The following is a 25,902-nucleotide window of genomic DNA, read 5'->3' as shown; positions in this document are numbered from 1 at the left end:
GCCGGTCGTGACCGCCTCGCTCGCCCGTCTGCAGGCCCAGGTCGGCGACGGCATTCCGCTCGCACAGGCGGCGCAGATCACGCTCGCGCTCGCCGACGACGGCCGCATTCGCGCCGACGCGCCGTTTGACGCCAACCGCAACATGCACGGCAGCGCGTTTGGCGGCAGCCTGTATATCGTGGCGCTGGTCTGCGGTTTCGCCCAGAGCAACTGGCTGCTCAACGTCGCGGGGTTGGACGCCGATATCGTGGTACAGAACGCACGCACCTGGTACAACCGGCCCGTGCACGGACCACTATCGGCGCGCATCATCCAGCGCGACCCTGCCGATGAACAGCGTTACATCGACACATTCCAACGCCGACAACGCGCGCGTATCGACCTGACCGTGGTCATCGACGACGCGGCGCACACGCCGGCGGCGTTCGAACTGACCGCCCGCTTTGTAGCCCGGGCGCGTTCGGCGGACAATAGCGCCCACGTCGACGTCTGACATTTGCCCGGGAATTCATGGTGTCCGAACTTGTTCGCTGGATCACCCCATGGGAGCCGATCCCATGGCTGATCGCGTTATTCGCGCTCGCAGCCGGCTGCTATATCCGTGGCCTGGCCCGGCGCCGGCGCGCCCGCGACATCTTTCCGGCGATCGCTTTCTTCCTCGGACTACTGTCGATGTACGTGGTCATGCAGACCCACGTCGACTATTTCGCCCAGTACATGTTCTTCATTCATCGCGGCCAGCATCTGATCCTGCATCATCTGGGGCCGTTTCTGATCGCGCTGTCCATGCCCACGGCGGTGCTCGCGACCGGCGCGCCGTACTGGCTCAACGCCGGCGTTCGCCTGCTGGGCACGCTGCCGCCGGTCACCTGGGCCTATCGTTTTATTCAGCACCCGGTAATCAGTGCGCTGTTGTTCGTCGGCCTGATCTATTTCTGGCTGACGCCGTCGATCCATTTCACCGCCATGCTGTCGTTGCGCGACTACTGGGTGATGAATCTGTCCATGGCGCTCGACGGACTGCTGTTCTGGTGGTTCATGCTCGACCCCCGCCGGCCCGGCACGACACCGACAACCTATTCCGTGGGGCTGCGAATCATCGTGCTGTGGGCGGTCATGCCGCCGCAGATCGTGATTGGCGCTTATATCGCGCTGGCCCAGCACACCGTCTATGACGTGTATGCCGTCTGCGGTCGCGCGTTCCCGATCTCGCCGATCGTCGATCAGCAGTTGGGCGGCCTGATCACCTGGATCCCCGCGGCCATGATGAGCGTCATCGCGACCCTCATCCTGCTGCGTCTCGGTTTCAACCACGAGCGAGCCGCCGCCCTAGCCCGCGATCCAATCGCGTCGAATACGCGCCCGCCCTCTTCGTCTCCGACCGAAAGCCAACCGATATGATCCAACCATCTCTTTTTTCCTTTCTACGCGCCGCCGTGCTCGGGCTGGCGCTCGTGCTCTCAGGCTGCGGCAGCGACACGCCCGACTACACCGCCCACGATATTCAGGGCGTGATGCCTAATCTCGCGTTCAATCTTACCGACGAGAACGGCAAGAAAGTCGACGCCGACGACTACGCGGGCGATCTGCGCCTGCTGTTCTTCGGCTATACCAACTGCCCCGATATCTGCCCGGCGACAATGGCGCGCATCCGCGCCGCCCTGGGCGGCCTCGACGAAGCCCAGCGTGACAAGGTCGACGTGCTGTTCGTCAGCGTCGACCCCAAGCGCGACAGCCTCGAGCGCATCCGCCAGTTCACCTCCAGCTTCGGGCCCGATTTCGTCGGCCTGACCGGTAGCCAGGAGCAGCTTCGGGCCTTGTCGAAGCGCTACCGCGTGACCTACGGCTACGGCGAGCCCAACGACCACGGCTTTTATTTGGTATCGCACAGCAGCGCGATCTTCGCGTTCGACAGTCAGGGGCGCGCGCGGCTGCTGGCTAACCAGAGCGAGACGATCGACCAGCTGAGCGCCGATCTGAAAACCCTGCTCGCTCATCAGGACGACCCGAAAGGCTAGGCGTCCGACGAGCGCTCAGGCGCCGGCTTCCCCGGGCCGGGCCGTCGCGTCACCGCGTCCGATTCGCTCCTGCAATTCGGCGTGCCGGCGCCGATCCAGCGGAAAATTCCACATGAACGCCACCACGCCGAGTTTTATCGCCACCGGCAACAGGCCATAGAGCGCGGCAAGCGTCCAGAGCGCGGTCGCGTCGTTGGACTGGCCGGCTTCGAAACCCGCCAGCCACAACACCGGATAGGCGATACCGAGCGCCACGGCGAAAGCCAGCTTGGTGGCCATGCCCCAGAGCCCGAAATACAGGCCGGCGCGGCCATCGCCGCCCGCGGCCGTATCTTCGTCGATGACGTCGGCCTGAATCGAGGCCGCGGTGGCCTGATCCACACCCAGGCAGGAACCGCCAAGAATACAGATGAGCGTATAAACAACGAAGCTGTAGGTATTGGTGGATAGCGTCATCGTGAAGATGAACACGAATGCCACCCACAGCATCGACGCGCACCACAGCCGGTGCTTGCTCCAGTTCCTGCCGATCCGGAACCACACGGGCAGTCCGAGCACGGCGGAGAGGAAATAGATCGCCAGGAAGATGCCGGCGGTAGCCTGGCTGGCGCCCAGAATACCGGTGACGAAGAACAGGAACAGGGCCGCCGGCAGGCCGTTGGCGGCACCGTTGAGCAGATAGGCGATCAGCAGTCGGCGAAACGGTGCGTTGGCCGCCAGCAGCTTCACGCTTTCGGCCCATTTGACGTTCGAGCGCGTGCCGTGCGGTTCGGGCACCCGCCACAGAAACAGGATGGCGGCGATCGGCAGCGCGACCAGCAAAAATATCGCGATCGCCTCCAGCCCGGCCGCCTGCCCGCCCGCGACCTTGCTCACGCCGGCCGGCAGCATGATCGCAACCATGGTGCCGAGTACGAAGAAACCCTCGCGCCAGGCGGTGATGCGCGTGCGTTCATCGTAGTCGCTCGACATCTCCGCGCCCAGGGTCGTATAGGGCAGATAGATCAGCGTCCAGCCCAGATAGGCGAGCATGCTCCAGATCAGCAGATACGCCGCGCTCGCGCTCGGGCCGGGGACGAACAGAAACCACGCCGCGATCATGAGAATCGGCGTGCCGAGTGCGATATAGGGGCGGCGCCGGCCCATCGACAGGCCGGTGCGATCCGACAGCGTACCGATGGCCGGATCGGTGATTACATCGAAAAGACGCGCGCCGAATATCATCACCCCGACAATACCGGTATTGAGCCCCGGCATCTCGGAATAGAACGGCGGCAGGAACACCGTCAGCGGCAGGCCGAGCGCCGCCAGCGGCAGCCCCAGCAGGCCGTAGGGCAGCAGTTGCGACAGCGGGTAGCGGTGGGCCTTGCCGGTCCCGCTCACTCGGGCGCGCGCTCGAGGCAGGTCTGCATGAGATCGATATTGCCGGAGGTGAAGCCCGCCGCGCAGTAGGCCAGATAATAACGCCACATGCGGTAGAAGGATTCGCCGCGCTCGGCGACGATCTCGTCGCGCACCGCTTGAATGGACGCGTCCCAGCGCATCAGCGTGCGCGCATAGTCGCGGCGGTAAAAATCGCTTTCCAGCGTCTTCAGGCCCTGTTTTTCGGCCTCGGTCCGGAATATCTCGGGCGAGGCGAGCATGCCGCCCGGAAACACATATTCCTGAATGAAATCGACGTTGGCGCGGTAGTAGTCGAAACGCGCATCCTCGATGGTGATGGCCTGAATGGCCGCGCGGCCGCCCGGACGCAGCGCATCGTGGATCGCCTTGAAATAAGACGGCCAATAGGCCTGGCCCACCGCTTCGTACATCTCGATCGACACGACGTGGTCGTAGGTCGCGCGCACGTCGCGATAGTCGCGCAGTTCGAAATGCACCTGCTCGGACAGACCCGCCGCCTGGGTGCGTTCCTGGGCGAAGCGCAGCTGTTCGGTGGATAGCGTCAGCCCGGTGACGTGCAGGCCGCCGTGCTCGGCCGCATAGCGGGCGAAGCCACCCCAGCCACAGCCGATTTCGAGCACGTGCTCGCCCGGCTTCGCGTCCAGGCGATCGAGCAGGCGCGCGTATTTGCGCCGCTGGGCGGTGGCCAGATCCTCCTCGGCGTGTTCGAAAAGCGCCGATGAATAAGTCCAGGTTTCGTCCAGCCACTGGGCATAGAAGTCGTTGCCCAAATCATAATGGTAGGCAATATTGCGCTTGGAGCCGGTCTTGGAATTGCGGCGCAGGCGATGGCGCACCGCGCTCATAAAGGTGTACAGATGCTGCAGGCGCGAGAAATCCGGCTCCAGCGCGTCTTCATTGAGATGCAGCAGGTAGATCAGGCCGGCCAGATCCTGGCAGTCCCATTCGCCGGCCATATAGCCTTCGGCAAAACCCACCGATCCGGCCTTGAACAGGCGCGTGACCATGGCCGGCGAGCGGATGCTCAACGCGGCCGACGGGCCCGGCCGATGGCCCTGGAATATCGCCAGCGAACGATTCGGCAGCGTGACTTCGAGGCGGCCGGTGTGCATGCGATCAAGACGCGTGACGACCTGACGCTCGCGCCAGTTCTGCGGGTCGCCCTTCTGCTTGGTGGCATGATTGGTGGCGTGGCTGGTTGAATCCATGAGTCTCGAATCTGCTGTGAACAGGCCCTAGGAAATATTGGGGCGCTGTGGATCGGGCTTGCGATGAAACAGGCCGCCACGCAGCCATATCTTGAGCGCCTGCCAGTGAATGGCCGCGGTCACCTTGAACGTCATCAACGGCATCGTGATTACCGCACGCAGGATTTCGCGGCTGTTCAGCACCCGCTGCTCGCCGGTCAACGTGGTCGTGATGCGCAGGCCGTCGCCGCTTTCGTCGTACAAACGAATGCCCACACCGAAGGTATCGGCCGGCTGGGTGAAATGAAAACGATACTGGCCGCTGCGATCGAAAAACGGCGACACATGAAACTGCTTGGCCTTGTTGCGCGCCTCGCGCCAGACCATGGGCGCCCCGTACTCGTGCAGCACATAGAAATGATGCTCGCCGAAGGTGTTGTGCACCTCGACCACGATCGCGCGCAGGCCGCCGTCGGCATGCTCGCAATAGAAGACACTGATCGGATGAAAGCCGTAACCCAGCATTCGCGGCATCGCCAGCAGTTGCACACGGCCGCCGGCCAGCGCCACGCCGTGCGTGTCGAGCAGCGCCTCGATCCATTCACGCAGGTTGCTGCCCTTCTCGTGGGCACCGTGATCGGCGTCATGGAAGGACAGCAGGTTGAAGCGATTGCGCGATATCAGCGGTGAGGCGGCGCAGGCGGTGTCGATCGCGTCGATATCGAGCAGCAGATAAAAGCTGCGATAGACAAAGCGATAGCGTGGCGCGCCGGGGCGCCGATGCATCACCTTACAACGATAGAGCACGCCGGCCGCGTTCATCTCAGGCCGTCCAGGGTGCCGTCACACCGAGTCCCTGGGCTACGCGGGTGGCCGATGCCAACCCGTCCTCATGAAAGCCGAAACCGCACCAGGCACCGCAGAACCACGCTCGATTGACGCCCTGGATCGACGGCAGTTTCTGCTGGGCGGCGACCGCCCCGGCATCGAACACCGGGTGGTCGTATTCGATTTCGCGGATGCGGCTGGAAGCGGCTGGCTCGGTGAGCGGATTCAGGCTTACGATGTATTCGGTGGGCCCCGGAATCGATTGCAGGCGATTCATCCAGTAGCTCACCGCCACGCACTGGTCGTCGACCACGTCGCGATCGGCGGCATAGTTCCAGGCCGCCCAGACCGAACGCCGGCGCGGCATCAGCGCGGTATCGCTGTGCAGATAGGCGATATTGGTCTGGAAATCGAACGCCGACAGTATCGCGCGCTCATCCATGCTCGCGTCGCTCAGTAGCTTGCAGGTCGTATCCGCGTGGCAGGCGAAGATCACCTGATCGAACTCGAGCGTCTCGCCGGCGGCGGTTTCCACCTGCGCGCTGGTCGGGCCGCGGTGCACCCGTGCGATCGGCGTGGCCAGGCGCAGCCGTGGGCCGAGGCGTTTGGCGATCGCCTGTACATAGCGCTGGCTGCCGCCCACGATCGTGCGCCACTGCGGCCGGTTGGCGATTTCGAGCAGGCCGTGGTTGTCGAAGAAGCGAAGGAATGCAGCGACCGGAAACGCACGCATGCCGGCGGTGGGCGTCGACCAGATAGCCGCCGCCATGGGCAGCAGATAGCGCGCGGCGAAGGCCTCGCTATAGCCGTGACGATCCAGGAACTCGCCCAGCGACATGGACGGCAACGCGTCGTCGGCGATCAGCGCCTTGGTCTGCTTGTTGAAGCGCAGGATGTCGGCGATCATGCGCCAGTGGGCGCGGTCCACCAGCAGCGATTTCTGCGCGAACAGTGTGCGCCAGTTGTCACCTGCCCATTCGATGGCCCCACCACCGATCGAGACCGCGAACGACATGTCGCTGGCGATCGTCTCGACCTCGAGTTCGGCGAGTAACGCCTGAAAATACGGATAGTTACGATCATTGAGCACGATGAAGCCGGTATCGACCGGCTGCTCGCCCACCATCACCGTATTGGCATGCCCACCGGCGCGATTGGCGGCCTCGAATACGGTGACATCGGCGTGACCATCGAGCAGCCAGGCCGCGCCCAGCCCCGAGATTCCACTACCGATGATGGCGATTCGCTGCATATTGTTCCTTGGTTGATGACGGACGCAACGCGTCGCTAGGGCTCTACGGCTATCGGCGCCGGGCGGATGCTTTTTACCCGTTTTCGTGTTTCGGCTATGCTCTGCCCCGGCTTTGAACGTCGCGTCGCCGCCGGCCGCAGGCTGGGCCGAGGGCGGAGTTTATCGAAAAAATCGTAATTATCCGTCGCTGGCGCGGCGATCGCGACCCGATTCACCGTTTCCCAAGAACGTTTCGCAAGGAGCAGTCATGAAAGACCCCGTACGCGTAGCCATTACCGGTGGCGCCGGCAATATCAGTTATTCGCTCATTTTCCGGATCGCCGCCGGCGACATGCTGGGCCCGGATCAGCCGGTCATTCTCCAGCTGCTGGAAATTCCGCCGGCCATGGATGCGCTCAAGGGCGTGATCATGGAAATCAACGACTGCGCCTTCCCGCTGGTCCATGGCGTGTCCGGCACCGACAAGCCCGATGAAGCGTTCAAGGACGTGGATATCGCGCTGCTGGTGGGCTCGCGTCCGCGCGGCAAGGGCATGGAGCGCTCGGATCTGCTCAAGGCCAACGGCGAAATCTTCTCGGTTCAGGGCAAGGCGCTCAACGACAACGCCTCCAGGGACGTGAAGGTGCTGGTGGTCGGCAATCCGGCGAATACCAATGCGCTGATCGCCGCGAGCAACGCCCCGGATCTGGACAACCGCCAGTTCACGGCGATGATGCGGCTGGACCACAACCGCTCGCTGAGTCAGCTTGCACAGAAGACCGGCACCCAGGTGACCGATATCGAGAAGATGATCGTCTGGGGCAACCACAGCGCGACCCAGTACCCGGATATCAGCCAGGCCACCGTCAAGGGCCAGCCGGCGCTGGAGCAGGTCGATCGCGACTGGTACGAAAACGACTTCATCCCGACGGTGCAGAAGCGCGGCGCGGCCATCATCGAAGCACGCGGCGCCTCCAGTGCAGCCTCGGCGGCCTCGGCGGCTATCGATCACGTGCGCGACTGGGTCCAGGGCAGCGACGGCATCGTCAGCATGGGCATTCCGGCTGACGGCAGCTACGGCATCGCCGAAGGCATCATGTATTCCTTCCCGGTCACCTGTAAGAACGGCGAATACACGATCGTCCAGGATCTGGACATCGACGACTTCAGCCGCGATCGCATGCAGGCCACCGAGAAGGAGTTGCGTGAAGAGCGCGAGGCGGTCTCCGACCTGATCTAGCCTTGCCGCGGCGCCCGGCTCTTGCCGGCGCCATGCGTGATCCGAACGGGCTGCGCTGTGCGCGGCCCGTTTTTTTTACCGGCAACGTACCATTGGGTCTCGATACGCGAGTAATGGTTACACATCGGCGGTGGGAATCGCTGTTGCCGAACCGCTCGACGCATTTCACCACTCGCGCGCCCCGACTACGGCGCGACCGGAACACGCCTCGATGAGTCAGGATCAAACCACACACACGCTGCCCGCCGGTCTGGCTATGCTGTTCCGTACGGTACGCGCGCGTTCCTATCACGCACGTCGCCGAATGCTGCGTGTACTCAAGCGCTGGGGCATCGACGATCGCCTCGCCAGACATGGCCATGTCAGCTATCGCTTCGACGATCGCGATATCCATGTCGATCTGGCCGATTTCGTCGGCCGGGAAATGTTCAAGAACGGCTGGTATGAACGCCCGTATGTGGATTTCATCCGGCTCAGCTTCGCCGATGCTGACGGCATGTTTCTGGACGTCGGCGCCAATGCCGGCAACTACAGTCTGGCCCTGGCGACTCATTTTGCGCAGACGCTGGCGTTCGAGCCCGACCCGCATACGTTCGCCGTGCTGGAAAACAACTGCCGGCGCAATCCCGGGTTGCGCATCCAGCCACTCCAGCTCGGGCTCTCCTCGGAGAAAAAGACGCTCGATTTCTATCGCAACGCCGCCGGCAATTCCGGCGCCTCGGGGTTCGAAAAGCCACGTCAGGGTGTGTCACCCGTGGCCATGGTGGTCGAAAAAGGGGATGCACTGATTGCGGCGACACAGAAAGTCAGCGCCATCAAGATCGATGTCGAGGGACACGAGCTCGAGGTCATCAGCGGCCTGGTCGACACCATCGCCCGTGACCGCCCGGTCGTGTTTCTGGAGTGGCTGACCGACACCATGGAAGAGCGCGGCGGTATCGAGGCACTACGCGCGCTGCTTCCCACGGACTATCGAATCCTGTGCGCGACCGATCCCTGCTCGATCGCACCCGAGGTACTGAGCGCACCCTATCGGCGCAAATACGACATCATATTCTGCGTCCCTGCCGAATCCAGCATCCCGCCAATGCATTGAGAGCCCGCGACACCCGCCGGTCAGCTGCAATCGACCGGGCCAGGCGTCTTGCCCTCAGTCGAAGGAACTCGGGATTCGGGTGACGCCCAGTTTTTCCGACAGATAGGATTCGAGTTCCGCACGCGAATAATCCCGAAGCGCACCGTTGGTGACATGCACGATGCAGGTGATCTGATCTTCATGATTGATCAGGTTGCGCAGGAACATGAACCCGGTATCCGGCAGATGACCGGGCCCGTCGTCACCGGCCACGCTGTAGAGACAGGCTTGATCGGACCCCCAGGCGCCGCTGCGCACCACCTGCTGCCAACGTTTGACGATGGGCATACCGCGCTTGACGTCGATGAGCACGACGCCGCCGTGATAGGCATTGTCGTAGGGCTTGACGTCGGAATAGCACAGCACCGGCACGTCCGCGAGGCAGGGCTTCATGGTGTCGTACCACTCGCGCAACGGCGAGGTGATCACCAGGTCGGAGTCGAGATAGAGAAATACCGGCTCATCGATCAACCGCATCAGGACCTGCTTGCAGCCCTTTGCGATCAGCCGGTGGCGCGTCGACGGTACGGCCAGCACCCGCACGTTTTCGAGGTCCGTAAACAGCGCCGGCAGATCCGTGATCACATAAATCGGCCCACGATACTGGCCGCGCGCGCGCAGTGACGTGATCATCGTCAGGCACCAGTCGGCATACTTGTCACCCATGGCAACCGCGCCCACAGCCAGCTCCGGACAGGCCGGATCGGGCTGCGTCTGGCCTTGAATGGTGCCGTAACCGCGGCCGAACAACAGCCGCGCACGCCATGCCGCCTCGCGTCTGCGATGGCGCAGTTGCCGGGCCAACGGTCGCCGGTCGGCGCTATTTTCTTGATCAGCCATGTTGTTCAGTTCGGTCCATTGACGGTGCCTACGACTTCGTTGCGCTCTGCCCTGTCTCGTCCGCCCGATGACACCGGAGCCAAAAGCCCGTCGTCTTCCAGCAGGACCGACATTTCTTGCATGCCGCCAAGGTCCGACATCGCAATGGATATCGACTCGAGCGACCATCCACTGACCGGAGCGCGGCCCATCATGGATGGCGGGGCGTTAGCTGAACGTTCGCGATACAAATGCCTCGGCCGCCGCACAAGCAGCCGCGCTCGACCGGCATTGCTGGCACCGCGGCGCTCTGCCAGCCACCTGTGGTTTCGAGCGGGTAATTCTAAAGCAAGCCCTGGACATTTGCCGTGCACCACGACCACTGACGTATTTCAGGCCGATCGGCCCAGCGCGACCGCGCGGCGAGTTTTTCAACGGTGTTGCGAGGCGTTGGCGAATTGTTTGACAGCGCGGCCTGACCTCGGGCCGCGGAGAACGTACGTCCAGGCCAGACGCTCGGTAAAACCACGTGTTCGGGGCGCATTGGCTGCCGCCAGGATTCTATGAAAGTATGCTTTTCCTGATTCTCCACCGGCAGGCTGCAGGATGGCGTTCGACTCGCTGCACGTAAGTGCCGACCACGATACGGAACTGGCGACCTACCACTGGCACGCCGCCGCCCCGCCGCGCGCCGCGCTGGTGCTGATTCACGGCATGGCCGAACATGCCCGGCGCTACGACGCATTCGCTGCGCATCTGGCGGCGGCGGGCATCGATACCTACGCCTTCGATCTGCGCGGTCACGGCGCGACCACGATGGCTGTCGATCACGGCTATCTAGGGACATCGGCAACATGGAATACGCTCGTCGATGACGTGGAGCGTATCCGTACACACGTAATGGATAGCGTCGGACAACGCCCGGTGTTCCTGTTCGGCCACAGCCTTGGCTCCTTCATCGCATTGCGCGTGCTTCAGAAACACGGGGCGCACTATGCCGGCGCGATACTCAGTGGCACCGATACGCCCAACCGCATGATGTGCCGGCTCGGCGCCCTCGTCGCCACCCTGGAGTCGGCCCGCGTCGACCCCACCGGCAGCAGCGCGCTGCTGCAACGCATGACGCTCGGCGCCTACGACGTGAAACTGAAAAAACGTCTGGGCATGAAAGTACGAAAAAACGCGTGGATAACCAGCAACAGCCCCGCGCTTGATGCCTACGAGGCCGACCCGCACTGCGGGTTTGCCATGCGCACGGACACGTGGCGGCGGCTGTTCAAGGGCATGGTCCGCACCCATACCCCGCACGCGCGACGCAGGGTGCCGGCCCACCTGCCGCTGATGCTCGTGGCCGGCCTGGACGATCCGATGGGGGGCTTCGGCCGCGGCCCCACGCGTCTGGCCCGATCGCTTGACAACGACGGTCAGCGCGACATCGACTTGCATCTGTACGCGGATGCGCGCCATGAATTGCTCCACGAACATATCGCGGATACCGTGACCGGCGATATTCGTGCCTGGATCGAACGTCATCTATCGGCAATTCGCTGACGCCGGCGCGCGTTATCGATACCGCCTGCCGTCATTTCCACGGAGCTGCCATGCGTTTTCTCGCTGTCGTTTTCGTCACCCTGTGCATTGCCAGCTCGGCCCTCGCCGCGCCGAAAGCGGATCTGTGGGCGCGCTGGCAAGCGCACGATGCCGATGCGACCGCCACGATCGATCACAGCCGCTACGATGCATTTCTGAACACATACGTCGTGGCGCATGAAAATGGGCCCAACGGCGTGCGCTATGCCGATGTGGACAGCGCGGGCAGACAGCAGCTGGAAACCTATCTGCAAGCCATGCAGAATATTCACATCGATGACTACAATCGCGACGTGCAACGCGCGTTCTGGATCAATCTCTACAACGCGGCCACACTCGACGTGGTGCTGAAATCCTATCCGGTGGAGTCGATCCGCGATATCGGCGGCGGGCTGTTCTCATCCGGGCCCTGGGACGACAAGATCGTGAGCGTCGAAGACGAGAAGCTGAGCCTGAACGATATCGAACACCGCATACTGCGCCCGATCTGGCACGACGGCATGACCCATTACGGGGTCAACTGTGCGTCGATGAGTTGCCCGAGCCTGAGCGCAAAAGCCTACACCGGCGAGAATGTCGATTCGCAGCTGCGCGCCAATGCCCGCGACTACATCAACAGTCCGCAGGGCGTGGATCTGGACAACGGCCGGCTCACCCTGTCGAAAATCTATGACTGGTACGGGCGGGATTTCGGCGGCACGCCACGGGCAATCATCAGTCACCTGCGCGAATTCGCCGCCCCGGAGCTATCCGCTGAACTGGACGCGCTCGGCAGTATCGACGGCTACACCTACGACTGGGCACTCAACGAGGAAAGTGCAATCAAGACCGCATCGATCAACACAAAATAACGCCCCACGCGAGGGCAACCGGCGTGCCAATGTCGGAACCACCACTGCACGCCCATATGGCTGAACAGACCGGATAGCTGACTGCAGCCGACAACAGGCGAACGTCGTCGCGACGGCAGCCGATATCGGCCACACATCAGAACAGCCCGCGGACCCGCCTCTACCGATCAGCTCGTATGGCGCCCTATCGGCGATGTCCACATCAGACGGCCTTCAGGCGCCGCCTGATCCTCGACATCCGCATCTTCCATCGTGACCATCAACTGAGCGGGGTCGCCCATCGATTCGGCGACGGCATCCGATACCGTCATCTGATGATCGCCATTGGTGTGCGGCCACTCACCCATCGGCATCGGCTGACCGTTGTCGGGCTTGATCCAGGCGCGCAGCACCTTGCCCTTGGGTACGTCGAAATCACCCATGGCAAGAACGCTGACGATATGGCTTCCCTGTTCTGCCGTGACCAGCCAGCTCATGCCCGTGGGTTGGTCGTAGACGACACTCGCATAAGCAGGCTCGACGGTCGCCGACGAACCCGAGCGCAGACCTGACCCGGCAACCAGCAATCCGGCCAGCACCAGCGCCGCCAGCGATGCCGCCAGGGCAATGCCACGCCAGATGCCGATACCGCTCGACGTTTTCGGCGGGGCCGCCGCTTGCCGCCCGGAGCCGATCGGCACCGTGCGGCCCATCGCGATCTGGTCCTCGATGCGTGTCCAGACATGTTCGGGCGGCGTAACCGGTGCAAGCCCGAGCCCGAGCGAACCCAGACGCTGCTCCCAGTAGCTCACCTCGCGCCGGGCCTCGGTGTCGTGACCCAGCTGTTGTTCCAAGTGGCCGCGCGCCTGCGCGTCGAGCGTGCCAAGCACGTATTCACCGGCTTGCGTGATCGGTGTTTGTGAATCGGATTCGGCCATCACGCCTTCTCCGCCAGACATTCACGCAGCCGGATCAGGCCGCGGCGGATCCAGCTTTTCACGGTACCGAGAGGCGCATCCATGCGCTCGGCGAGTTCTTGATGAGTCAGGCCCTCGTAATAGGCGAGCAGCACGCTGTCGCGTTGTTGCGGTTGCAGGGTTTTCAAGCAGACTCGTATCGCATCCAGCGACTGTTGGTTTTCATTCTCCTCGACCGGCGACAACGAGCGCTCATCTTCGAGCAGCGTGGCCATCATGTCGGGCTCCTCGGGCATCGCCACTTCCGGGCGCTTGCGTCGCAGCATGTCCAGCGCGCGATAACGGGCGATCGACAACAGCCACGTCAACGGCGCGCCCCGATCCGGGGCATAGGTGTCGGCTTTCTGCCAGACGCGGACATAGGCGTCCTGTAGCGCGTCCTGTGCCCGTTCCGGGTTTCGCAGGATACGCAGCAATAGCGCATAGAGTTGCGCGGACGTCGCAGCATATAGACTCTGGAATGCCTGCTGATCGCCCTCGGCTGTGGCCACCAGCCATTCGGCCAGCTGTTCGCGTTCGGCCATTGTCTAGGACACCTCATCGAGCAGCGCAGGGGAAGACGCTGAATCCAGGGCGATGCGCCGGGCGCGCGGCGCGGGGCGTGCCGACGGGCGTGGCGCATGTACCGCCCGGCCCCGGCGCTCGAACGCGCGTTCACAAACGTGGGCACTACTCATGCGTGAATTCGACTCCTGGGTATCCAAGTTAGTTTGGCTGCAAACTGCGGGCGACTCAATTCATGCTGGTCGCGCGCCTGCCGGCACGGGTATCAACTCAGCGCGCCGCCACAGCTGCTGCCCTGACCCGCGGTACAGCCATAGCAGTGATCGCCAACAGCGATCGCGCCCCCCGCGAAATCCCGATGCATGATATCCCGGATATGGACCGTACCTCCGTCGCCCAACGGCATATCGAGCATCTGGTTGAAATCGCAGTCGTAGACATAGCCCTGCCAGTCGACGCTGACCAGGCCGCGGCACATCACACCGGCAACGTTCTCGTCCCGATGGGCGCCGCGCAGCAGCGCCATGTACTCACCCATCCGGTTTTCGCGCAGCAGCATATGCGCATAACGCTTGATGGGCATATTCGCGATGGTGAACAGGTTATTGAACACGATTCCGAATTTTTCTTTCAGAAACAGGCTGTAATCCGCTTCCAGACTTTCCTGGGGCGGCGGCAGCACCGGCGACACCGGGTTATAGACCAGATTCAGCTCCAAGCCACTGCCGGGCTGTCCGTAGCCCAGGGCATTGAGTTTCTGCAGGGCACTGATACTGGCGTCGAACACGCCCTTGCCGCGCTGCGTGTCCACGTTGTCGGCGGTATAGCAGGGCAGCGAGGCGATCACCTCGACTTCGTTTTCAGCGAGAAAACCCGGCACCCATTCGTAGCCGGGCTCCTCGATGATGGTCGGATTGCAGCGGTCCATCAGATGGACGCCGAGCGCGCGCGCATCACGCATGAAATCGCGAAAATGCGGATTCATTTCCGGTGAGCCGCCAGTGACATCGAGACACCGAATATTCTGGGCCTGGATGAACGCCAGCGCCTCGTCCATGGTCTGGCGATCCATGAGCTCGGTGCGCTTCGGGCCCGCCTCCACGTGGCAGTGGGTGCAGGCGATATTGCACAGATAGCCGAGATTCATCTGCAGCGTATGCAATGCATCGCGACGAATACACGGAAAATCGGTATTACTAGAAGGGCGGGCCACAGGCAGCATAAGGTTATTTCAAAGCCTTTTCTTTATTACCCGAGTTTAACAGGAGTTGAAACCGACCCAGTCGCGACCTATGTAACGGGCAGACAATTCGCTACGTACAGTGCTCATGCCGAGTTCATTTCCAGGTCGCTATCCCGCCACCCGCATGCGTCGTGCGCGTGCCCACGATTTTTCCCGTCGTCTCGCACGCGAAACACGACTTGGCGTGGATGATCTGATCTATCCGCTGTTCGTGACCGAAGGCGAGTCGCTCGAGATCGCCGCCATGCCCGGCGTGCGCCGGCACACACTCGACGAGCTGATGCGCGAGATCACAGATGTCGTCGCACTCGGCATCCCCGCGGTCGTGCTGTTCCCGGTCATCGATGCGGGCAAGAAGACCCCCGACGCGGCCGAGGCCGCCAATCCGGATGGCCTAATCCCGCAGGCGATCCGCGCGATAAAGCGTGAGTTCCCGCAGCTGGGCGTGATGACCGACGTGGCTCTGGACCCTTATACCAGCCACGGCCAGGACGGCGTCATCGATGACGACGGTTATGTGCTCAACGACCCGACCATCGATATTCTGGTCGCCCAGACCCTCGCCCACGCCGATGCGGGGGTCGATATCGTGTCGCCCTCCGACATGATGGACGGCCGGATCCAGGCCATGCGCACGGCACTCGAAGACAGCGGCCACGTGAACACGCTGATCATGTCCTATGCCGCGAAGTTCGCCTCCAGCCTGTACAGCCCGTTCCGCGAAGCGCTGGGCTCGTCGGCCAATCTGGGCAAGGCCGACAAACGCACCTACCAGATCGACCCCGCCAACACCGACGAGGCCCTGCGCGAAGTCTCACTCGACCTCGCCGAAGGTGCCGACATGGTCATGGTCAAGCCCGGCATGCCGTATCTCGACATCATCCATCGGGTGAAGCAGACCTTTGGCGTGCCCACCTTCGCGTATCACGTGTCGGGCGAATACGCGATGCTCAAGGCCGCGATCGACAACGGCTGGCTGGACGAGCGCAAGGCGGTGCTCGAATGCCTGGGCAGCTTCAAGCGCGCCGGCTGTGACGGTGTGCTGACCTACTTCGCCAAGGACGCGGCGCGCTGGCTCAACGAATAGGCAACGGGCACAATCGTCGGTTTCGCATCAGCGCAATCGACCCCGTTGCATCCGACATCGCTCAAGCCACGCTGGCATCGTCTGCCGGTCACGAACAGTCGCTGGCGGCTCGCCCTGCCGCCGGCGTTCGTCCTGCCCGCCGACGCCGGGCAATGGCAGCTGCTGCATAGCGGACCCCATTCGCGCATCTATCGCACGGACGATCCATGGCCCTGCGTGATCAAGCTGGCCATGCCGCGCAGCCAACCGCGCGACAGCATTCGCAAGTATCTGGCCTGCCAGGGACAGCGTGAATTCGAGGGCAACCGCATGCTCGCCGCCATCGGCCTGCAGACCCCGGAGGTTTACGGCTGGGGCATGACGCCCGCGCCCCTGGCCCGATTCGAATCCGCGCTGTTCATGCGCCCGCTGCCGGCGTTCACCTCGTCACTGATGCTGATACGCCACGACACGGACGCTGCGCACCGCCAGGATTTTCTGCGCGCGCTCGCCGAGCAGCTGGCCCGGGTCCACGGCCACGGTTACATTCACAAGGACGCGCATTTCGATAACCTGTGCGTACTCGAAGACGCCTCGATCCTGTGGATCGACAACGACATCCGCGTACCCAGAACGCCGGCCGCGCTCGGCACCGGGCTGGCCAAGACATTGAAGCTGCTCGAAAGCACGGCCCGCGGTGCCCTGTCGGATGCGGAATGGCTTTTTTTCAGACGCTGGTTGCGTACGTATCTGGCCCGCTGGCCACAAGGAGAACGACTCGTCCATGAAATTCAGTGACGCCGCGCGCGAACTGGCCGGCATTCCGCATATATCGCGGCATTCGGCACGCGTTCTTTACGATTTTCTGCTCACCGAGAAGCCCGTCGACTGCCTCGAACTGGGCTTCGCCCACGGCGCCGGCAGTGGCTACATCGCGGCCGCGCTCGATGAACTCGGCCGCGGCCACCTGACCAGCGTGGACATCGAACTCAGTCGCGATTTCGAGCCTACGATCGAGCACACCCTCGATCGTCTCGGACTGCCCGACCGGGTGTCGATTCAACGCGAGATCAACTCCTACAACTGGTTTCTGAAAAAAACCATCGAAGCGCAGACGCGCGACGGCCAGTGCACGCCCTGCTACGACTTCGTGTTCATCGACGGCAGCAAGAACTGGACGATCGACGGCATGGCCTTCTTCCTGGCCGACAAACTGCTACGCCCCGGCGGCTGGATTCTGTTCGACGACTACAACTGGCGTTACGCGGACGCGGTGGCCAAGGGCAAGGACGCGAGCGACGGCGTCAGCGCGCGCGAGCTATCGCCCGACCAGGTCGAAGAGCCGAACGTCGCCGCGATCTTTCACCTGCTGGTCAGTCAGCATCCCGACTATTCCAATTTCAGGGTTCAGGATCAGTCGTGGGCCTGGGCGCAGAAAGTGGCGACGGGCAGGAAATCGATCACCGCCACCCGCAAGTCGCGCCTGTCCAGCCGGCTGGCGTACTGGCGCTCCCGGGTCATGCCCGGCGACGGCCGGTAGAAGCAGACCTCCATGGGCGAGTTGCGGCCACCTGCAACTCGCCGCAAACACGGGAACCGACCGGCGAGACGCACAGCCCCGGCACGCCAGCCCGTCGACCCACGAAATGCTCGTCTTTTCAACGCAGTGTGGTCACAAGCGCCGGCCTCGCGGCCCTCGCAACGGACCGCGACGAAAACGGTGGCCGTGTTTTTTTGCAATACTCGTGCGCAATCCGACACGGATAACGGTGTTTGCCGGCGATATTGATGGGTGACCCACGACAGACAGCACCGCAACATCTGGTAGATGTCAGCGTGATATTCGCCACGCGGGATCGCGCGACGCAGTTGCGGCAGACGCTGGACAGCTATCGTCGTCTGAATACGGACGGCATCCGTTGGGAGCTTATCGTCGTTGACAACAACAGCGATGACGACACGGCGGCTATTCTGGAGCACGCCAGGAGCGATCTGCCGCTGATACCACTGTTCGCTGCGGACGGCGGCCAAAATCGTGCCCGCAACACGGCGCTGCCCCATCTCAACGGTGAACTGATCATCTTCACCGATGATGACGCGGTGCCGAATCGTGAATATCTGCAGGCCTATGCAAGCGCGGCGGCGCGCTGGCCTCACGAAGCGGTTTTCGGGGCACGCATCGAGCCGCGTTTCCCCGACAATACGCCGAACTGGATGCAGAGTCCGGCTTTCAGATTCTCGTCGACCGCCTTCGCACGCTACGCACCCGCCAGCAAGGAAGGCCGTGTCCGGCGTCACCCCTACGGCCCCAGCTTTGCCGTGCGGCGCAGCGCGCTGGGCCAGCACTGCTTTCCCAATCACCTCGGCCCGCAGGGCGGTTCGTATGCCATGGGCGGCGAAGGCCACCTGCTACGGCGCCTGCGCGCGGACGGCTGGTCCTTCATCTATGTGCCCAGCGCCTGCGTCGAACACGTCATTCGGCCCGACCAGATCACGACCGAATGGCTGCTCGCGCGGGCCAACAAGAAAGGACGCGGCCAAGTCTACCTGCCGAACACCCGCAAGCCGCGCAAGTTCTTCGTGCGCGGCATTTCGGTGAAACTCTGGCTGGCAACCGCACGCGCCGCGTTGCGTTATCGGGTTGCACGACTGATCTGCAAGCCCAGGGTCTACACCGAGCAGGGCATTCAATATCAGCTGCGCCTGGGCCAGATTCAGGAAATGCTGGCGCGACGGCGCAGGGGCAGCGACGGTCCGGATGATCCGACCCGCCCTGCTACCGCACGCCAGCGTTCGCCGAACCACGTCGAATAGGCTGGTCTGGTCCGGCTATACCGGGTGGACGCCCAGTTGATCAGTTCTCGACCGGGGGAAGATTGAGCGCGCCGGCACGGGTCACGATATCCAGGTTGAGCAGTACGCTCAGCGCTTTTCCGTGATCCGCCACACCGTCGCGATGCTCACGCAAGAGCCCTTGGGCGTCGATCCAGGGCGCCCAATTCGCGCGATCGATCCGTTGCATGCCGCGATCGAATAGCGCCGTCAGATCGGCACGCTTGTTCAGCCCCTGCTTGAAATCGATGTATTGCCAGCTGCGGTTGCCCAGCGGCACGGTGATCGACGGCATCAACCGGCTGAGTTTCGACAGCAGGCGGCGCCGGCGCTTCAGGCGGCGTTGATGCGTCTGCACGGCGCGCGCCGACGCCGTCAGCGGCAGGCCCCCGTTGGCGGTGGTCGGCAACGAGAACAGCGCTGGAAAACCGCGCTGGAACAGCTGTACGAACAGACGGCGCCCCTGACGCTGATCGCGGCTCAATGCGAGCATGAAGATCACCCATTCCTCGTCCAGCATCGGCGCGATGCTGTCGTAATCGGGGCGCATCACGATCGGGCGCATCAGGCATTCCTGACGCACCGCATAGTCCAGCTGTTCGTCGAACGCCATCAGATCAGCGCTTACATAAGGGTGCTCGGGCAACAACGCGGTAGTTTGTGCATCCGGGTGCGTGAGTGTCGCGGTGCGCGAATGCCGGTTTTTGTGCGCGAACCGGGAGCGCGCCTGCTCCCAGTCCACGCTCTGGCTGTCACGCAGATTCTTGCCCGCGAGCACGTCCCCCACGTAGCCGCTCAGGTACGTGCAGTCGGGACCGTAGCGATCGCTGATCGCGCGGTTGAAGTACATGTCCAGCAGAAACGAACTGCGGCCCGGCTCCTGCACAATGCCATCGATGCGGCCGGTCTCGACCGCGATCGTGCGCAGATCGATACGCTCGTGGGGCGTTGCGGCCTGTCGGGCCACGTCGGGCGCGATTTCATAGTCGAAGGATCCGGGTACGCCAAAGGTCACGGTCTGCAGATTCGGCGCGCCCTGGTCGGCCATGCCGGCGAGGATGGCGCGCGAATCCAGACCCGCACTCAACGGCACGACGAAAGGCCCCGAACGGCTGTCGAGCAGGCGTCTGCAGACCTGTTTCCACAGCCGAATGCCATGGTCGCAGAGCGCCGACTCGTCGAGCGCGGCGAGGGTCGAACGCTCGTCGCGCGCAGCCTCCAGCGTGGCCTGCGAAAAAGGCAGTTTTGGCGGTTCATAGGGCCAGTCAACGAAATAGCCGTAGTGCAACAGCCCGTTGATATCCGTAAACCGGTCGCTCATGCCACGTCCTGTTGGCTGCCATCCGTCCCGGGGCCGACAATGGCAGCGCTCATTTGATTTAACATATCCCGATCAGAATTTTATCACCTGAACCCGGCGCCCAGCGTTCCGAGCGTCGCCGGTGGATATCTGCTTTATGAGCGAAGTCAGTCTTGTCATCACCAGCTGCGGCCGTCTCGATCTGCTCGAGCGCACGCTGCGCAGTTTCAACGCGCACAACAGCTACCCGATCGCACAGACGATTCTCATCGACGATTCCGGCGATAAAGACGTTTACCGGCGGATTGCCGAGGAATTCGGCGACGCCTTCGACGAGATTCTCTACAACGAACCCAAGCTGGGCCAGATCGCCAGCATCGACCGTGCCTATTCGCATGTGCGCTCGCCCTATATCTTTCACTGCGAGGACGACTGGCTGTTCTTCAGAAAAGGGTTCATCGAGGAATCGCTGTCCGTCCTCGACGAGGATGAGCGCATCGTTACCGTCTGGCTGCGCGAACTCTGGGATGCCAACAAACACCGGATCGGGCGTGATATCCGTCGCACCGACGACGGCGTCATGTATCGGGAACTGGCCACGGACAACGGTACCGACTGGCACGGTTTCACGCTCAATCCCGGTCTACGCCGCCGCGCGGACTATGAACGGATCAAGCCGTTCACCGATGTCGGACACGAATACGAGATCAATATCCGCTACTGGGAACTGGGTTTTCATGCCGCCATCCTGGAACAGGGCGCGACCGAACATATCGGTTTCACGCGATCCGAGCGCAAGAAGGAAATCGGCAGCCAGGGACCGCGACGAACCTGGTTGCAGAAACGCCTCGGCCTCAACAAGAGCCGCTGATCGCTCGCGCGGTGCCAGCGCCGCTAATGCAGAAACGGTGCTCACCCACCGATGACTTCAAGGAAGATAGATGCCTGATCCCGACGTTCGCAGCTCGATCCCGGTGCTGTCGCGCAAGAAAGTGATGAAACAGCGCAAGCGCTACTGGCGCTGGCGTCTGCCCACGGCGCTGATCCGCGCCACCAGCCACACCCCCGAATGTACCGAGGACCCGAACTTTCCCGATTTCGGGATTGCGCTAATCGCACTCGGCGGCAAGTTTCATCGCTGGAGCCGTATCCTCATCCAGAGCCTGCGCGATACCGGTACCTACCACGGCCCGGTGTATGTCGTGACCGAAAAGCCCGAGGCGTTCGCGGGTCTCGACAACGTCGCCCCGGTGAAGGTGGCCAGAACACGCCACCAGATGGTCGCCAAGACCTGCAAGACATTTCTGTTCGACTGGGTGCCCTGCCGGCGGATTCTCTATGTCGATGCCGATATCGTCTGCGGCGAACCGATCCAGCGCTGGTTCGACGACGCGATCGCCTTGCAGGAGAACACGCCGACGCTGTTCTATCCCGACCCGGGCGATCGTAATCTGCCGCTGCACGGCGGCCTCATCCTCATGGATCGGGCACGCTCGGCACCGCTGTTCCGCCAATGGCGACAGCAGCTGGCCAGCGGTCGTTTCCGTCAGGACCAGGAAGCGCTGCTGACCATTGCCGACGATCACGCCATCGGCCATTTCCCGGACGGCGGCATTCTGTTTCCCGACGAGCCCGCCATCGACCAGCAACGACGCGCCTGCTTCGTGCATATCACCCGGCATCGCTACCGCATGCTCGGCCACGATCGCCTGCACTACTATCTGGAAGATGTCCTGGGTATCGCGCAGGCCGACGAGCGGCTGGATTTTTCCTGATGCATCGACCGGGCGGGTCAACGCGCTGGTAAATCCACTGCGGCCCACCCCGTCGGCGCCTCCGGGCAACGCCACATCGCCGGCTTTCCCGCTAGCGCGCGATATCGAGCCCGGCGCGCGCGTAGACCTCGAGCGTTCGCTCGAGATTGGTCTGGAGCGTATTGTCCCTGACTGCGGCGTAGCCGATCTCGGCAAGCGCCTGACGGCGCTGCGGTGACGCGATCAGCCCGGCGAGCCCTGCCCGGATGCTGGCCGCGTCGGCTACCGGCGGCGTGTCGTTCTGCAGGCCCTGCGGCAGCAGCTCGACCGCGCCGACCCGGCGATTGGTGACCACCGGCACGCCGCAGGCCATGGCTTCCTGCACGCTCTGGCCGAACTCCTCGATGCGGGCCGGATGCACGCAAATATCCAGCGCATGAAAATAACGCTGCGGCTCGCGGGTATGGGCCACGAAACGCAGCCGGTCGGCCACGCCCAGGGCGCGCGCCTGGTCCAGAAACGGGCCCGAGCCGCCCTGCTTGCCGAGCACCAACAGCAGCGTACGCTCGCGATCGTCCGTGTCGAGCCCCGCATAGGCTTCGAGCAGCAGATCCAGTCCGCGTTTCTCGTAGTCGCCGGATGTCACCAGGCCGATGAGTACGGCATCGCCGCAGTCGAGTTCTGCGCGCACCGTATCGCGATAACGGGCGCGGTCGTCGCGATTGAACTGTGCCGGTCGATAACCCGGATAGATCACCGGCAGACGCGCCGCGTCGACGCCGTAACGATCGACCAGATCGGTACGCATCAGGCGCGAGTTGCAGATACACAGGCCAAAACGATCCGCGGCGAACATGCGATCGTGAATCTCGGCCAGGCCGCCGCGGGCGTCCAGCGCCGAGCCATGGATGATTTCATGCGCCAGATGCAGGCAGTTGTGCATCGACACCACGTGCTGACGCAGATGATGGCCGTGGCCGGCGACGAAGTCGTAATCGCCTGCCGCCACGGCGCGATCCGCGCGCGCGGCGAACCAGCGCCACTTGTAGCGATTGAGCAACGGCACGCGCGAGATCTTCACCGGGCGACCCATGTCCGGAGTCACGCCGCCCTTGTGCACCTTTTCGCCGATCAGGTCGACGGCATGGCCACGGCTGGTGAAATGCCGGGCATGATCGGCAATGGTGTTGTTGGTGCCGCCGATATCGCCGATGCCGCGAAAGACGATGGCGATGCGTTTGCCTTGTGCACTCATGCGCGCGTTTCCGTTTGCGAAGCCGGACTACCATTGTCCAGCGAGCCCGACTCGACGAAGCCCGTGATGGCCTCGAGCGCAGCTGTGACGTGCACATCGAAGGCAAACCGTGCCGACACCGCCTGAATCGCGTTTTCACTCATGCGCCGGTAACGATCCGGGTCGGCAAGCAGACCCTCGATCGCGGCCGCCAGATCGCCGGGATCCATGATTTTCGGGGTCGCGATCGTATCCAGCGCCGGGTCATAGACGAACGGCGGCAGATCGTGATCGCTGCCACCGAGCTTGGCATAGGCCGCAAGCGCCAGCCGCGGCGGCACACAGATGCCGGTCACGCCGTGCTCGATGACTTCTACCAGCCCGTCGACGCCCGCCACGATGGCCGGTATGCCGTAGGCGTTGGCTTCGACCGCGATCTGGCCGAAGGGCTCGCGCAGCGCCGGATGCACCAGCAGATCGATGCCGCGATAAAACCCGGCCATGTCTGCCACCAGGCCCTCGAACACCACGTGTTCCGACAGGCCGAGCCGCGCAGCGGTCGCGGTCAGCGCATCGCGTTCCGGGCCATCGCCGGCGATACGCAGGCGTACCGGCACGCCGCGCTCACGCAGCAACGCCACGGCGTGAATCGCGATCGCCACGCCCTTGATCGATTGCAGCCGCGCGACCAGCCCCAGCGTTACGATATCCTTGTCCGCGAGCGAACGTGGCGCGGCATCGACCGGCATCAGCGACGGCCGTAGCGCATTCGACACCACCCGGATCTGACCACGATAGCCCCAGCGCAGTTCGAGCATGCGTCTGGCGGCAAAACTATTGCAGAGCACGGCCTGAACTTCGTCGATAAAAACGCGCTTGGCGCGCGTCTCGCCCGCGAACCAGCTGGCCCCGCGTTCCCAGTACACACAACGCGCCGGCCCGGCAGCGGCCAGCGTGTCCAGGCTGTCGCGCAGGCGATTCCAGATCACCACCGCGCCCGCGTCGTGACGCGTCACCAGCCGGCGCTGGCGGGCGGCCCGGATCGCCGCGGGCCATTTGGGCAGCTTGAAGCGGCCGGCGTATTTTTCGAAATCGACCGGTACCCGCGCCGCGTTCAGGCGATCGCGCACCAATGGGTGAATGGAATGCCCGCAGGCCACCACCGCGTGCTCGAGCGGCGTCAGCCGGGCCGCGGCATGCAGAAACTCCACGAACTGCAGCTCCACGCCGCCGGCGCCGTCCAGGCTCACGTAATGCAGCAGTGGCGATGCACTCATGACAAGGCTTCCAGAGTCCCGGTGGCGGCGTATTCACGCGCCGCTGCCAGCACTTCATCGACATGGCGATCGAAATCGAAACGCTTGGCGACGCGCTCGATGGCGGCCGCGCTCATGCGCGCGTACAGCGCGGGGTCCTCAGAAAGCGTGGTGACCGCATCCGCCAATGCCTGCGGCTCACATACCATCGGCGCCTCGACGCGGTCACGCGCGGGCACATAGACCGCGGGCGGCAGACCATCGCTGATGCCACCCAGTTCGCGATAGCGCGCCAGATCGGCGGTGGCCGGCACACACAACCCGGTTTCGCCGTGCGCGACCACTTCCGGCAGGCCATCGACGGCGGTGCATATCACCGGGCAACCGGCCGCCCCGGCTTCGGCGGCGACCACCCCGAACGGTTCGCGCAGCGCCGGGTGCAGCAGCATATCGATATCGGCAAAGAACGCCGGCATGTCGCGCACCACGCCGAGAAACTCGACCCGCTCGCGCACACCCAGGGCCACCGCCTGCGCCTCCAGCGCCCCGCGCAGCGGGCCATCACCGGCAATCACCAGCGTGGCATCGAGATCGCGGGCCCGCAGCGCCGCCAGCGCGTGCAGGGCCAGACAGGTCGCCTTGATCGGCACCAACCGACAGGCCACGCCCAGACGCAGGCCGCGATGGCTCGGCCGAGCCCGCGGCTGCGCGATCGTACTGGGCGCGCGCATGCCGTTGAGACATACCCGGGCGACGCCGGCGTAGTTCCAGCGCAGTTCCAGCATGCGCTTGGCCGCGACCGAGTTGCAGATCACGGCCGGCAGCCGCGCCAACGTATCGGCCTTGGCCCGGGATTCACCGGCAAGCCAAGCCGAGCCGTGCTCCCAGTACAGGCAACGACGTGGCCCTAGCGCGTCGAGCACGCGTTGCTGCTGGCCGAGTCGATTCCACAGCAATGCCACATCCGGGTCCAGACGGCGCGCCAACCACGCGTAGCGCATGCGCCGCAAGACGGCCGGCCGATGCCCGAGCCGAAGCGAGCCGATCTTCTTTTCGAAGCGCCAGTCCGCCATGTCGTCGAGCACCGCGCCGTGATGCGGGTGCACGTGATTACTACAGGCGACTACGCTCTGCTGGACATCCGCAATGCGCGCGGCTCGCGCGGCAAAGGCCGCAAACTGCTGCTCGACGCCCCCGAATCCGCTCAGGCTGACGTAGTGGGCAATCCGGATCGGTGGGTCGTCGTGCAACGAGGCCATCGTCGATAAAGGCGAAAAACGATAGGCGCTACTTTACGTCATGCCGCTTGCCGGGTGCCGTCAGCGCGACCCGTCTGCGGCCACACACGTTAAGCTGTAACCCCTGCTGAACCCTTCGTCCGCGCATGATTTTCGATATTCAAGCCAGCCCACGGCGACCCGATCGCTATCTCGCCCTGATTTACGGCCCCGACA

At 63.5% G+C, this 25,902-nt stretch carries 26 protein-coding genes; 13 read left to right on the top strand and 13 right to left on the bottom strand.

Annotated features, from left to right (window positions below):
• Positions 1–7: 7 nt before the first annotated feature.
• From ACFOSU_RS01740 to ACFOSU_RS01730, 3 genes are read left to right on the top strand one after another with little or no spacing between them, the layout of a single operon-like run.
• Positions 8–493 (top strand): YiiD C-terminal domain-containing protein, encoded by a 486-nt coding sequence (locus tag ACFOSU_RS01740; RefSeq protein ID WP_380685841.1) that lies wholly within the window; start codon positions 8–10, stop codon positions 491–493.
• A gap of 17 nt (positions 494–510) precedes the next feature.
• Positions 511–1,401 carry a cytochrome c oxidase assembly protein gene (locus ACFOSU_RS01735; RefSeq protein ID WP_380685839.1) on the top strand — a complete coding sequence of 297 codons (891 nt, stop codon included), beginning with the start codon at positions 511–513 and terminating at the stop codon, positions 1,399–1,401.
• Positions 1,398–2,018 carry an SCO family protein gene (locus ACFOSU_RS01730; RefSeq protein WP_380685837.1) on the top strand — a complete coding sequence of 207 codons (621 nt, stop codon included), beginning with the start codon at positions 1,398–1,400 and terminating at the stop codon, positions 2,016–2,018. Before ACFOSU_RS01735 ends, ACFOSU_RS01730 begins: the two co-directional genes overlap by 4 nt.
• A 15-nt stretch (positions 2,019–2,033) precedes the next feature.
• Here the strand turns inward: ACFOSU_RS01730 and ACFOSU_RS01725 are convergent, their stop codons facing one another.
• From ACFOSU_RS01725 to ACFOSU_RS01710, 4 genes are read right to left on the bottom strand one after another with little or no spacing between them, the layout of a single operon-like run.
• Positions 2,034–3,401 (bottom strand): MFS transporter, encoded by a 1,368-nt coding sequence (locus ACFOSU_RS01725; protein WP_380685835.1) that lies wholly within the window; start codon positions 3,399–3,401, stop codon positions 2,034–2,036.
• A complete protein-coding gene (locus tag ACFOSU_RS01720) occupies positions 3,398–4,630 on the bottom strand; it encodes a class I SAM-dependent methyltransferase (RefSeq protein WP_380685833.1) in 1,233 nt (410 codons plus the stop codon). The genes ACFOSU_RS01725 and ACFOSU_RS01720 overlap by 4 nt, the downstream gene beginning before the upstream one ends.
• A gap of 27 nt (positions 4,631–4,657) precedes the next feature.
• Positions 4,658–5,431, bottom strand: coding sequence for a DUF1365 domain-containing protein (locus ACFOSU_RS01715; protein WP_380685831.1), 774 nt, complete (start codon positions 5,429–5,431; stop codon positions 4,658–4,660).
• 1 nt (position 5,432) lies between these two features.
• Positions 5,433–6,689 (bottom strand): NAD(P)/FAD-dependent oxidoreductase, encoded by a 1,257-nt coding sequence (locus ACFOSU_RS01710; protein ID WP_380685829.1) that lies wholly within the window; start codon positions 6,687–6,689, stop codon positions 5,433–5,435.
• Between the two features lie 247 nt (positions 6,690–6,936).
• Here ACFOSU_RS01710 and ACFOSU_RS01705 point away from each other — a divergent pair, with 247 nt between their 5' ends.
• Positions 6,937–7,908 (top strand): malate dehydrogenase, encoded by a 972-nt coding sequence (locus tag ACFOSU_RS01705; RefSeq protein WP_380685827.1) that lies wholly within the window; start codon positions 6,937–6,939, stop codon positions 7,906–7,908.
• A 211-nt stretch (positions 7,909–8,119) separates the two neighbouring features.
• Positions 8,120–9,004, top strand: coding sequence for an FkbM family methyltransferase (locus tag ACFOSU_RS01700; RefSeq protein WP_380685825.1), 885 nt, complete (start codon positions 8,120–8,122; stop codon positions 9,002–9,004).
• Between the two features lie 54 nt (positions 9,005–9,058).
• Here ACFOSU_RS01700 and ACFOSU_RS01695 read toward each other — a convergent pair whose 3' ends face one another.
• The gene (locus ACFOSU_RS01695; RefSeq protein ID WP_380685823.1) at positions 9,059–9,883 is read right to left on the bottom strand and encodes a hypothetical protein; all 825 of its coding nucleotides are present in this window, start codon (positions 9,881–9,883) and stop codon (positions 9,059–9,061) included.
• Positions 9,884–10,468: 585 nt separating this feature from the next.
• On the opposite strand from ACFOSU_RS01695, the gene ACFOSU_RS01690 reads away from it, so the two are divergent.
• A complete protein-coding gene (locus ACFOSU_RS01690) occupies positions 10,469–11,413 on the top strand; it encodes an alpha/beta fold hydrolase (RefSeq protein WP_380685821.1) in 945 nt (314 codons plus the stop codon).
• A 50-nt stretch (positions 11,414–11,463) separates the two neighbouring features.
• Complete coding sequence (locus ACFOSU_RS01685; RefSeq protein ID WP_380685819.1) at positions 11,464–12,303, top strand: DUF547 domain-containing protein; 840 nt, start codon at positions 11,464–11,466, stop codon at positions 12,301–12,303.
• 167 nt (positions 12,304–12,470) lie between these two features.
• On the opposite strand, the gene ACFOSU_RS01680 is transcribed toward ACFOSU_RS01685, so the two are convergent.
• From ACFOSU_RS01680 to arsS, 4 genes are all read right to left on the bottom strand, one after another.
• A complete protein-coding gene (locus tag ACFOSU_RS01680; RefSeq protein ID WP_380685817.1) occupies positions 12,471–13,220 on the bottom strand; it encodes an anti-sigma factor in 750 nt (249 codons plus the stop codon).
• Positions 13,220–13,783, bottom strand: coding sequence for a sigma-70 family RNA polymerase sigma factor (locus ACFOSU_RS01675; RefSeq protein ID WP_380685815.1), 564 nt, complete (start codon positions 13,781–13,783; stop codon positions 13,220–13,222). Before ACFOSU_RS01675 ends, ACFOSU_RS01680 begins: the two co-directional genes overlap by 1 nt.
• A 3-nt stretch (positions 13,784–13,786) precedes the next feature.
• Positions 13,787–13,936, bottom strand: a complete 150-nt coding sequence (locus tag ACFOSU_RS01670; RefSeq protein ID WP_380685813.1) for a hypothetical protein — start codon at positions 13,934–13,936, stop codon at positions 13,787–13,789.
• 92 nt (positions 13,937–14,028) lie between these two features.
• Positions 14,029–14,985 carry an arsenosugar biosynthesis radical SAM (seleno)protein ArsS gene (arsS, locus tag ACFOSU_RS01665; protein ID WP_380685811.1) on the bottom strand — a complete coding sequence of 319 codons (957 nt, stop codon included), beginning with the start codon at positions 14,983–14,985 and terminating at the stop codon, positions 14,029–14,031.
• Between the two features lie 106 nt (positions 14,986–15,091).
• Between arsS and hemB the strand changes: the two genes are divergently transcribed.
• From hemB to ACFOSU_RS01645, 4 genes are all read left to right on the top strand, one after another.
• Complete coding sequence (hemB, locus tag ACFOSU_RS01660) at positions 15,092–16,093, top strand: porphobilinogen synthase (protein WP_380685809.1); 1,002 nt, start codon at positions 15,092–15,094, stop codon at positions 16,091–16,093.
• Positions 16,094–16,138: 45 nt separating this feature from the next.
• Positions 16,139–16,870, top strand: a complete 732-nt coding sequence (locus ACFOSU_RS01655; protein WP_380685807.1) for a hypothetical protein — start codon at positions 16,139–16,141, stop codon at positions 16,868–16,870.
• On the top strand, positions 16,857–17,612 hold the full coding sequence (locus ACFOSU_RS01650) for a class I SAM-dependent methyltransferase (RefSeq protein ID WP_380685805.1): 756 nt from the start codon (positions 16,857–16,859) through the stop codon (positions 17,610–17,612). The genes ACFOSU_RS01655 and ACFOSU_RS01650 overlap by 14 nt, the downstream gene beginning before the upstream one ends.
• A gap of 248 nt (positions 17,613–17,860) precedes the next feature.
• On the top strand, positions 17,861–18,886 hold the full coding sequence (locus ACFOSU_RS01645; protein WP_380685803.1) for a glycosyltransferase family 2 protein: 1,026 nt from the start codon (positions 17,861–17,863) through the stop codon (positions 18,884–18,886).
• 40 nt (positions 18,887–18,926) lie between these two features.
• On the opposite strand, the gene ACFOSU_RS01640 is transcribed toward ACFOSU_RS01645, so the two are convergent.
• Positions 18,927–20,225: an asparagine synthase-related protein gene (locus ACFOSU_RS01640; RefSeq protein WP_380685801.1), complete on the bottom strand. Its 1,299-nt coding sequence runs from the start codon at positions 20,223–20,225 to the stop codon at positions 18,927–18,929.
• Positions 20,226–20,361: 136 nt separating this feature from the next.
• Between ACFOSU_RS01640 and ACFOSU_RS01635 the strand changes: the two genes are divergently transcribed.
• Both ACFOSU_RS01635 and ACFOSU_RS01630 read left to right on the top strand, forming a co-directional pair.
• Positions 20,362–21,075 carry a glycosyltransferase family A protein gene (locus ACFOSU_RS01635; protein WP_380685799.1) on the top strand — a complete coding sequence of 238 codons (714 nt, stop codon included), beginning with the start codon at positions 20,362–20,364 and terminating at the stop codon, positions 21,073–21,075.
• A gap of 70 nt (positions 21,076–21,145) precedes the next feature.
• Positions 21,146–21,979: a hypothetical protein gene (locus tag ACFOSU_RS01630; protein WP_380685797.1), complete on the top strand. Its 834-nt coding sequence runs from the start codon at positions 21,146–21,148 to the stop codon at positions 21,977–21,979.
• A gap of 91 nt (positions 21,980–22,070) precedes the next feature.
• Here ACFOSU_RS01630 and ACFOSU_RS01625 read toward each other — a convergent pair whose 3' ends face one another.
• Genes ACFOSU_RS01625 through ACFOSU_RS01615 form a run of 3 tightly spaced genes read right to left on the bottom strand, consistent with a single transcriptional unit; the run spans position 22,071 to position 25,698 of the window.
• On the bottom strand, positions 22,071–23,213 hold the full coding sequence (locus ACFOSU_RS01625) for a glycosyltransferase family 4 protein (RefSeq protein ID WP_380685795.1): 1,143 nt from the start codon (positions 23,211–23,213) through the stop codon (positions 22,071–22,073).
• Complete coding sequence (locus ACFOSU_RS01620; RefSeq protein WP_380685793.1) at positions 23,210–24,469, bottom strand: glycosyltransferase; 1,260 nt, start codon at positions 24,467–24,469, stop codon at positions 23,210–23,212. The genes ACFOSU_RS01625 and ACFOSU_RS01620 overlap by 4 nt, the downstream gene beginning before the upstream one ends.
• Positions 24,466–25,698: a glycosyltransferase family 4 protein gene (locus ACFOSU_RS01615; protein ID WP_380685791.1), complete on the bottom strand. Its 1,233-nt coding sequence runs from the start codon at positions 25,696–25,698 to the stop codon at positions 24,466–24,468. Before ACFOSU_RS01615 ends, ACFOSU_RS01620 begins: the two co-directional genes overlap by 4 nt.
• Between the last annotated feature and the right edge of the window lie 204 nt (positions 25,699–25,902).

Source organism: Salinisphaera aquimarina, assembly GCF_042643355.1.
In the GTDB taxonomy this organism is placed as follows: Bacteria; Pseudomonadota; Gammaproteobacteria; order Nevskiales; family Salinisphaeraceae; genus Salinisphaera; species Salinisphaera aquimarina.
The sequence above is the reverse complement of the archived record's forward strand: the minus strand, read 5'-3'. Positions and strand labels throughout refer to the sequence as shown.

Bases quoted from the DNA above. Each gene is read 5' to 3' on its own strand.
- ACFOSU_RS01735 (WP_380685839.1), top strand. From the start codon at position 511: ATGGTGTCCGAACTTGTTCGCTGGATCACCCCATGGGAGCCGATCCCA.
- ACFOSU_RS01730 (WP_380685837.1), top strand. From the start codon at position 1,398: ATGATCCAACCATCTCTTTTTTCCTTTCTACGCGCCGCCGTGCTCGGG.
- ACFOSU_RS01720 (WP_380685833.1), bottom strand. From the start codon at position 4,630: ATGGATTCAACCAGCCACGCCACCAATCATGCCACCAAGCAGAAGGGC.
- ACFOSU_RS01715 (WP_380685831.1), bottom strand. From the start codon at position 5,431: ATGAACGCGGCCGGCGTGCTCTATCGTTGTAAGGTGATGCATCGGCGC.
- ACFOSU_RS01710 (WP_380685829.1), bottom strand. From the start codon at position 6,689: ATGCAGCGAATCGCCATCATCGGTAGTGGAATCTCGGGGCTGGGCGCG.
- ACFOSU_RS01705 (WP_380685827.1), top strand. From the start codon at position 6,937: ATGAAAGACCCCGTACGCGTAGCCATTACCGGTGGCGCCGGCAATATC.
- ACFOSU_RS01700 (WP_380685825.1), top strand. From the start codon at position 8,120: ATGAGTCAGGATCAAACCACACACACGCTGCCCGCCGGTCTGGCTATG.
- ACFOSU_RS01695 (WP_380685823.1), bottom strand. From the start codon at position 9,883: ATGGCTGATCAAGAAAATAGCGCCGACCGGCGACCGTTGGCCCGGCAA.
- ACFOSU_RS01690 (WP_380685821.1), top strand. From the start codon at position 10,469: ATGGCGTTCGACTCGCTGCACGTAAGTGCCGACCACGATACGGAACTG.
- ACFOSU_RS01685 (WP_380685819.1), top strand. From the start codon at position 11,464: ATGCGTTTTCTCGCTGTCGTTTTCGTCACCCTGTGCATTGCCAGCTCG.
- ACFOSU_RS01680 (WP_380685817.1), bottom strand. From the start codon at position 13,220: ATGGCCGAATCCGATTCACAAACACCGATCACGCAAGCCGGTGAATAC.
- ACFOSU_RS01675 (WP_380685815.1), bottom strand. From the start codon at position 13,783: ATGGCCGAACGCGAACAGCTGGCCGAATGGCTGGTGGCCACAGCCGAG.
- ACFOSU_RS01670 (WP_380685813.1), bottom strand. From the start codon at position 13,936: ATGAGTAGTGCCCACGTTTGTGAACGCGCGTTCGAGCGCCGGGGCCGG.
- arsS (WP_380685811.1), bottom strand. From the start codon at position 14,985: ATGCTGCCTGTGGCCCGCCCTTCTAGTAATACCGATTTTCCGTGTATT.
- hemB (WP_380685809.1), top strand. From the start codon at position 15,092: ATGCCGAGTTCATTTCCAGGTCGCTATCCCGCCACCCGCATGCGTCGT.
- ACFOSU_RS01650 (WP_380685805.1), top strand. From the start codon at position 16,857: ATGAAATTCAGTGACGCCGCGCGCGAACTGGCCGGCATTCCGCATATA.
- ACFOSU_RS01645 (WP_380685803.1), top strand. From the start codon at position 17,861: ATGGGTGACCCACGACAGACAGCACCGCAACATCTGGTAGATGTCAGC.
- ACFOSU_RS01640 (WP_380685801.1), bottom strand. From the start codon at position 20,225: ATGAGCGACCGGTTTACGGATATCAACGGGCTGTTGCACTACGGCTAT.
- ACFOSU_RS01635 (WP_380685799.1), top strand. From the start codon at position 20,362: ATGAGCGAAGTCAGTCTTGTCATCACCAGCTGCGGCCGTCTCGATCTG.
- ACFOSU_RS01630 (WP_380685797.1), top strand. From the start codon at position 21,146: ATGCCTGATCCCGACGTTCGCAGCTCGATCCCGGTGCTGTCGCGCAAG.
- ACFOSU_RS01625 (WP_380685795.1), bottom strand. From the start codon at position 23,213: ATGAGTGCACAAGGCAAACGCATCGCCATCGTCTTTCGCGGCATCGGC.
- ACFOSU_RS01620 (WP_380685793.1), bottom strand. From the start codon at position 24,469: ATGAGTGCATCGCCACTGCTGCATTACGTGAGCCTGGACGGCGCCGGC.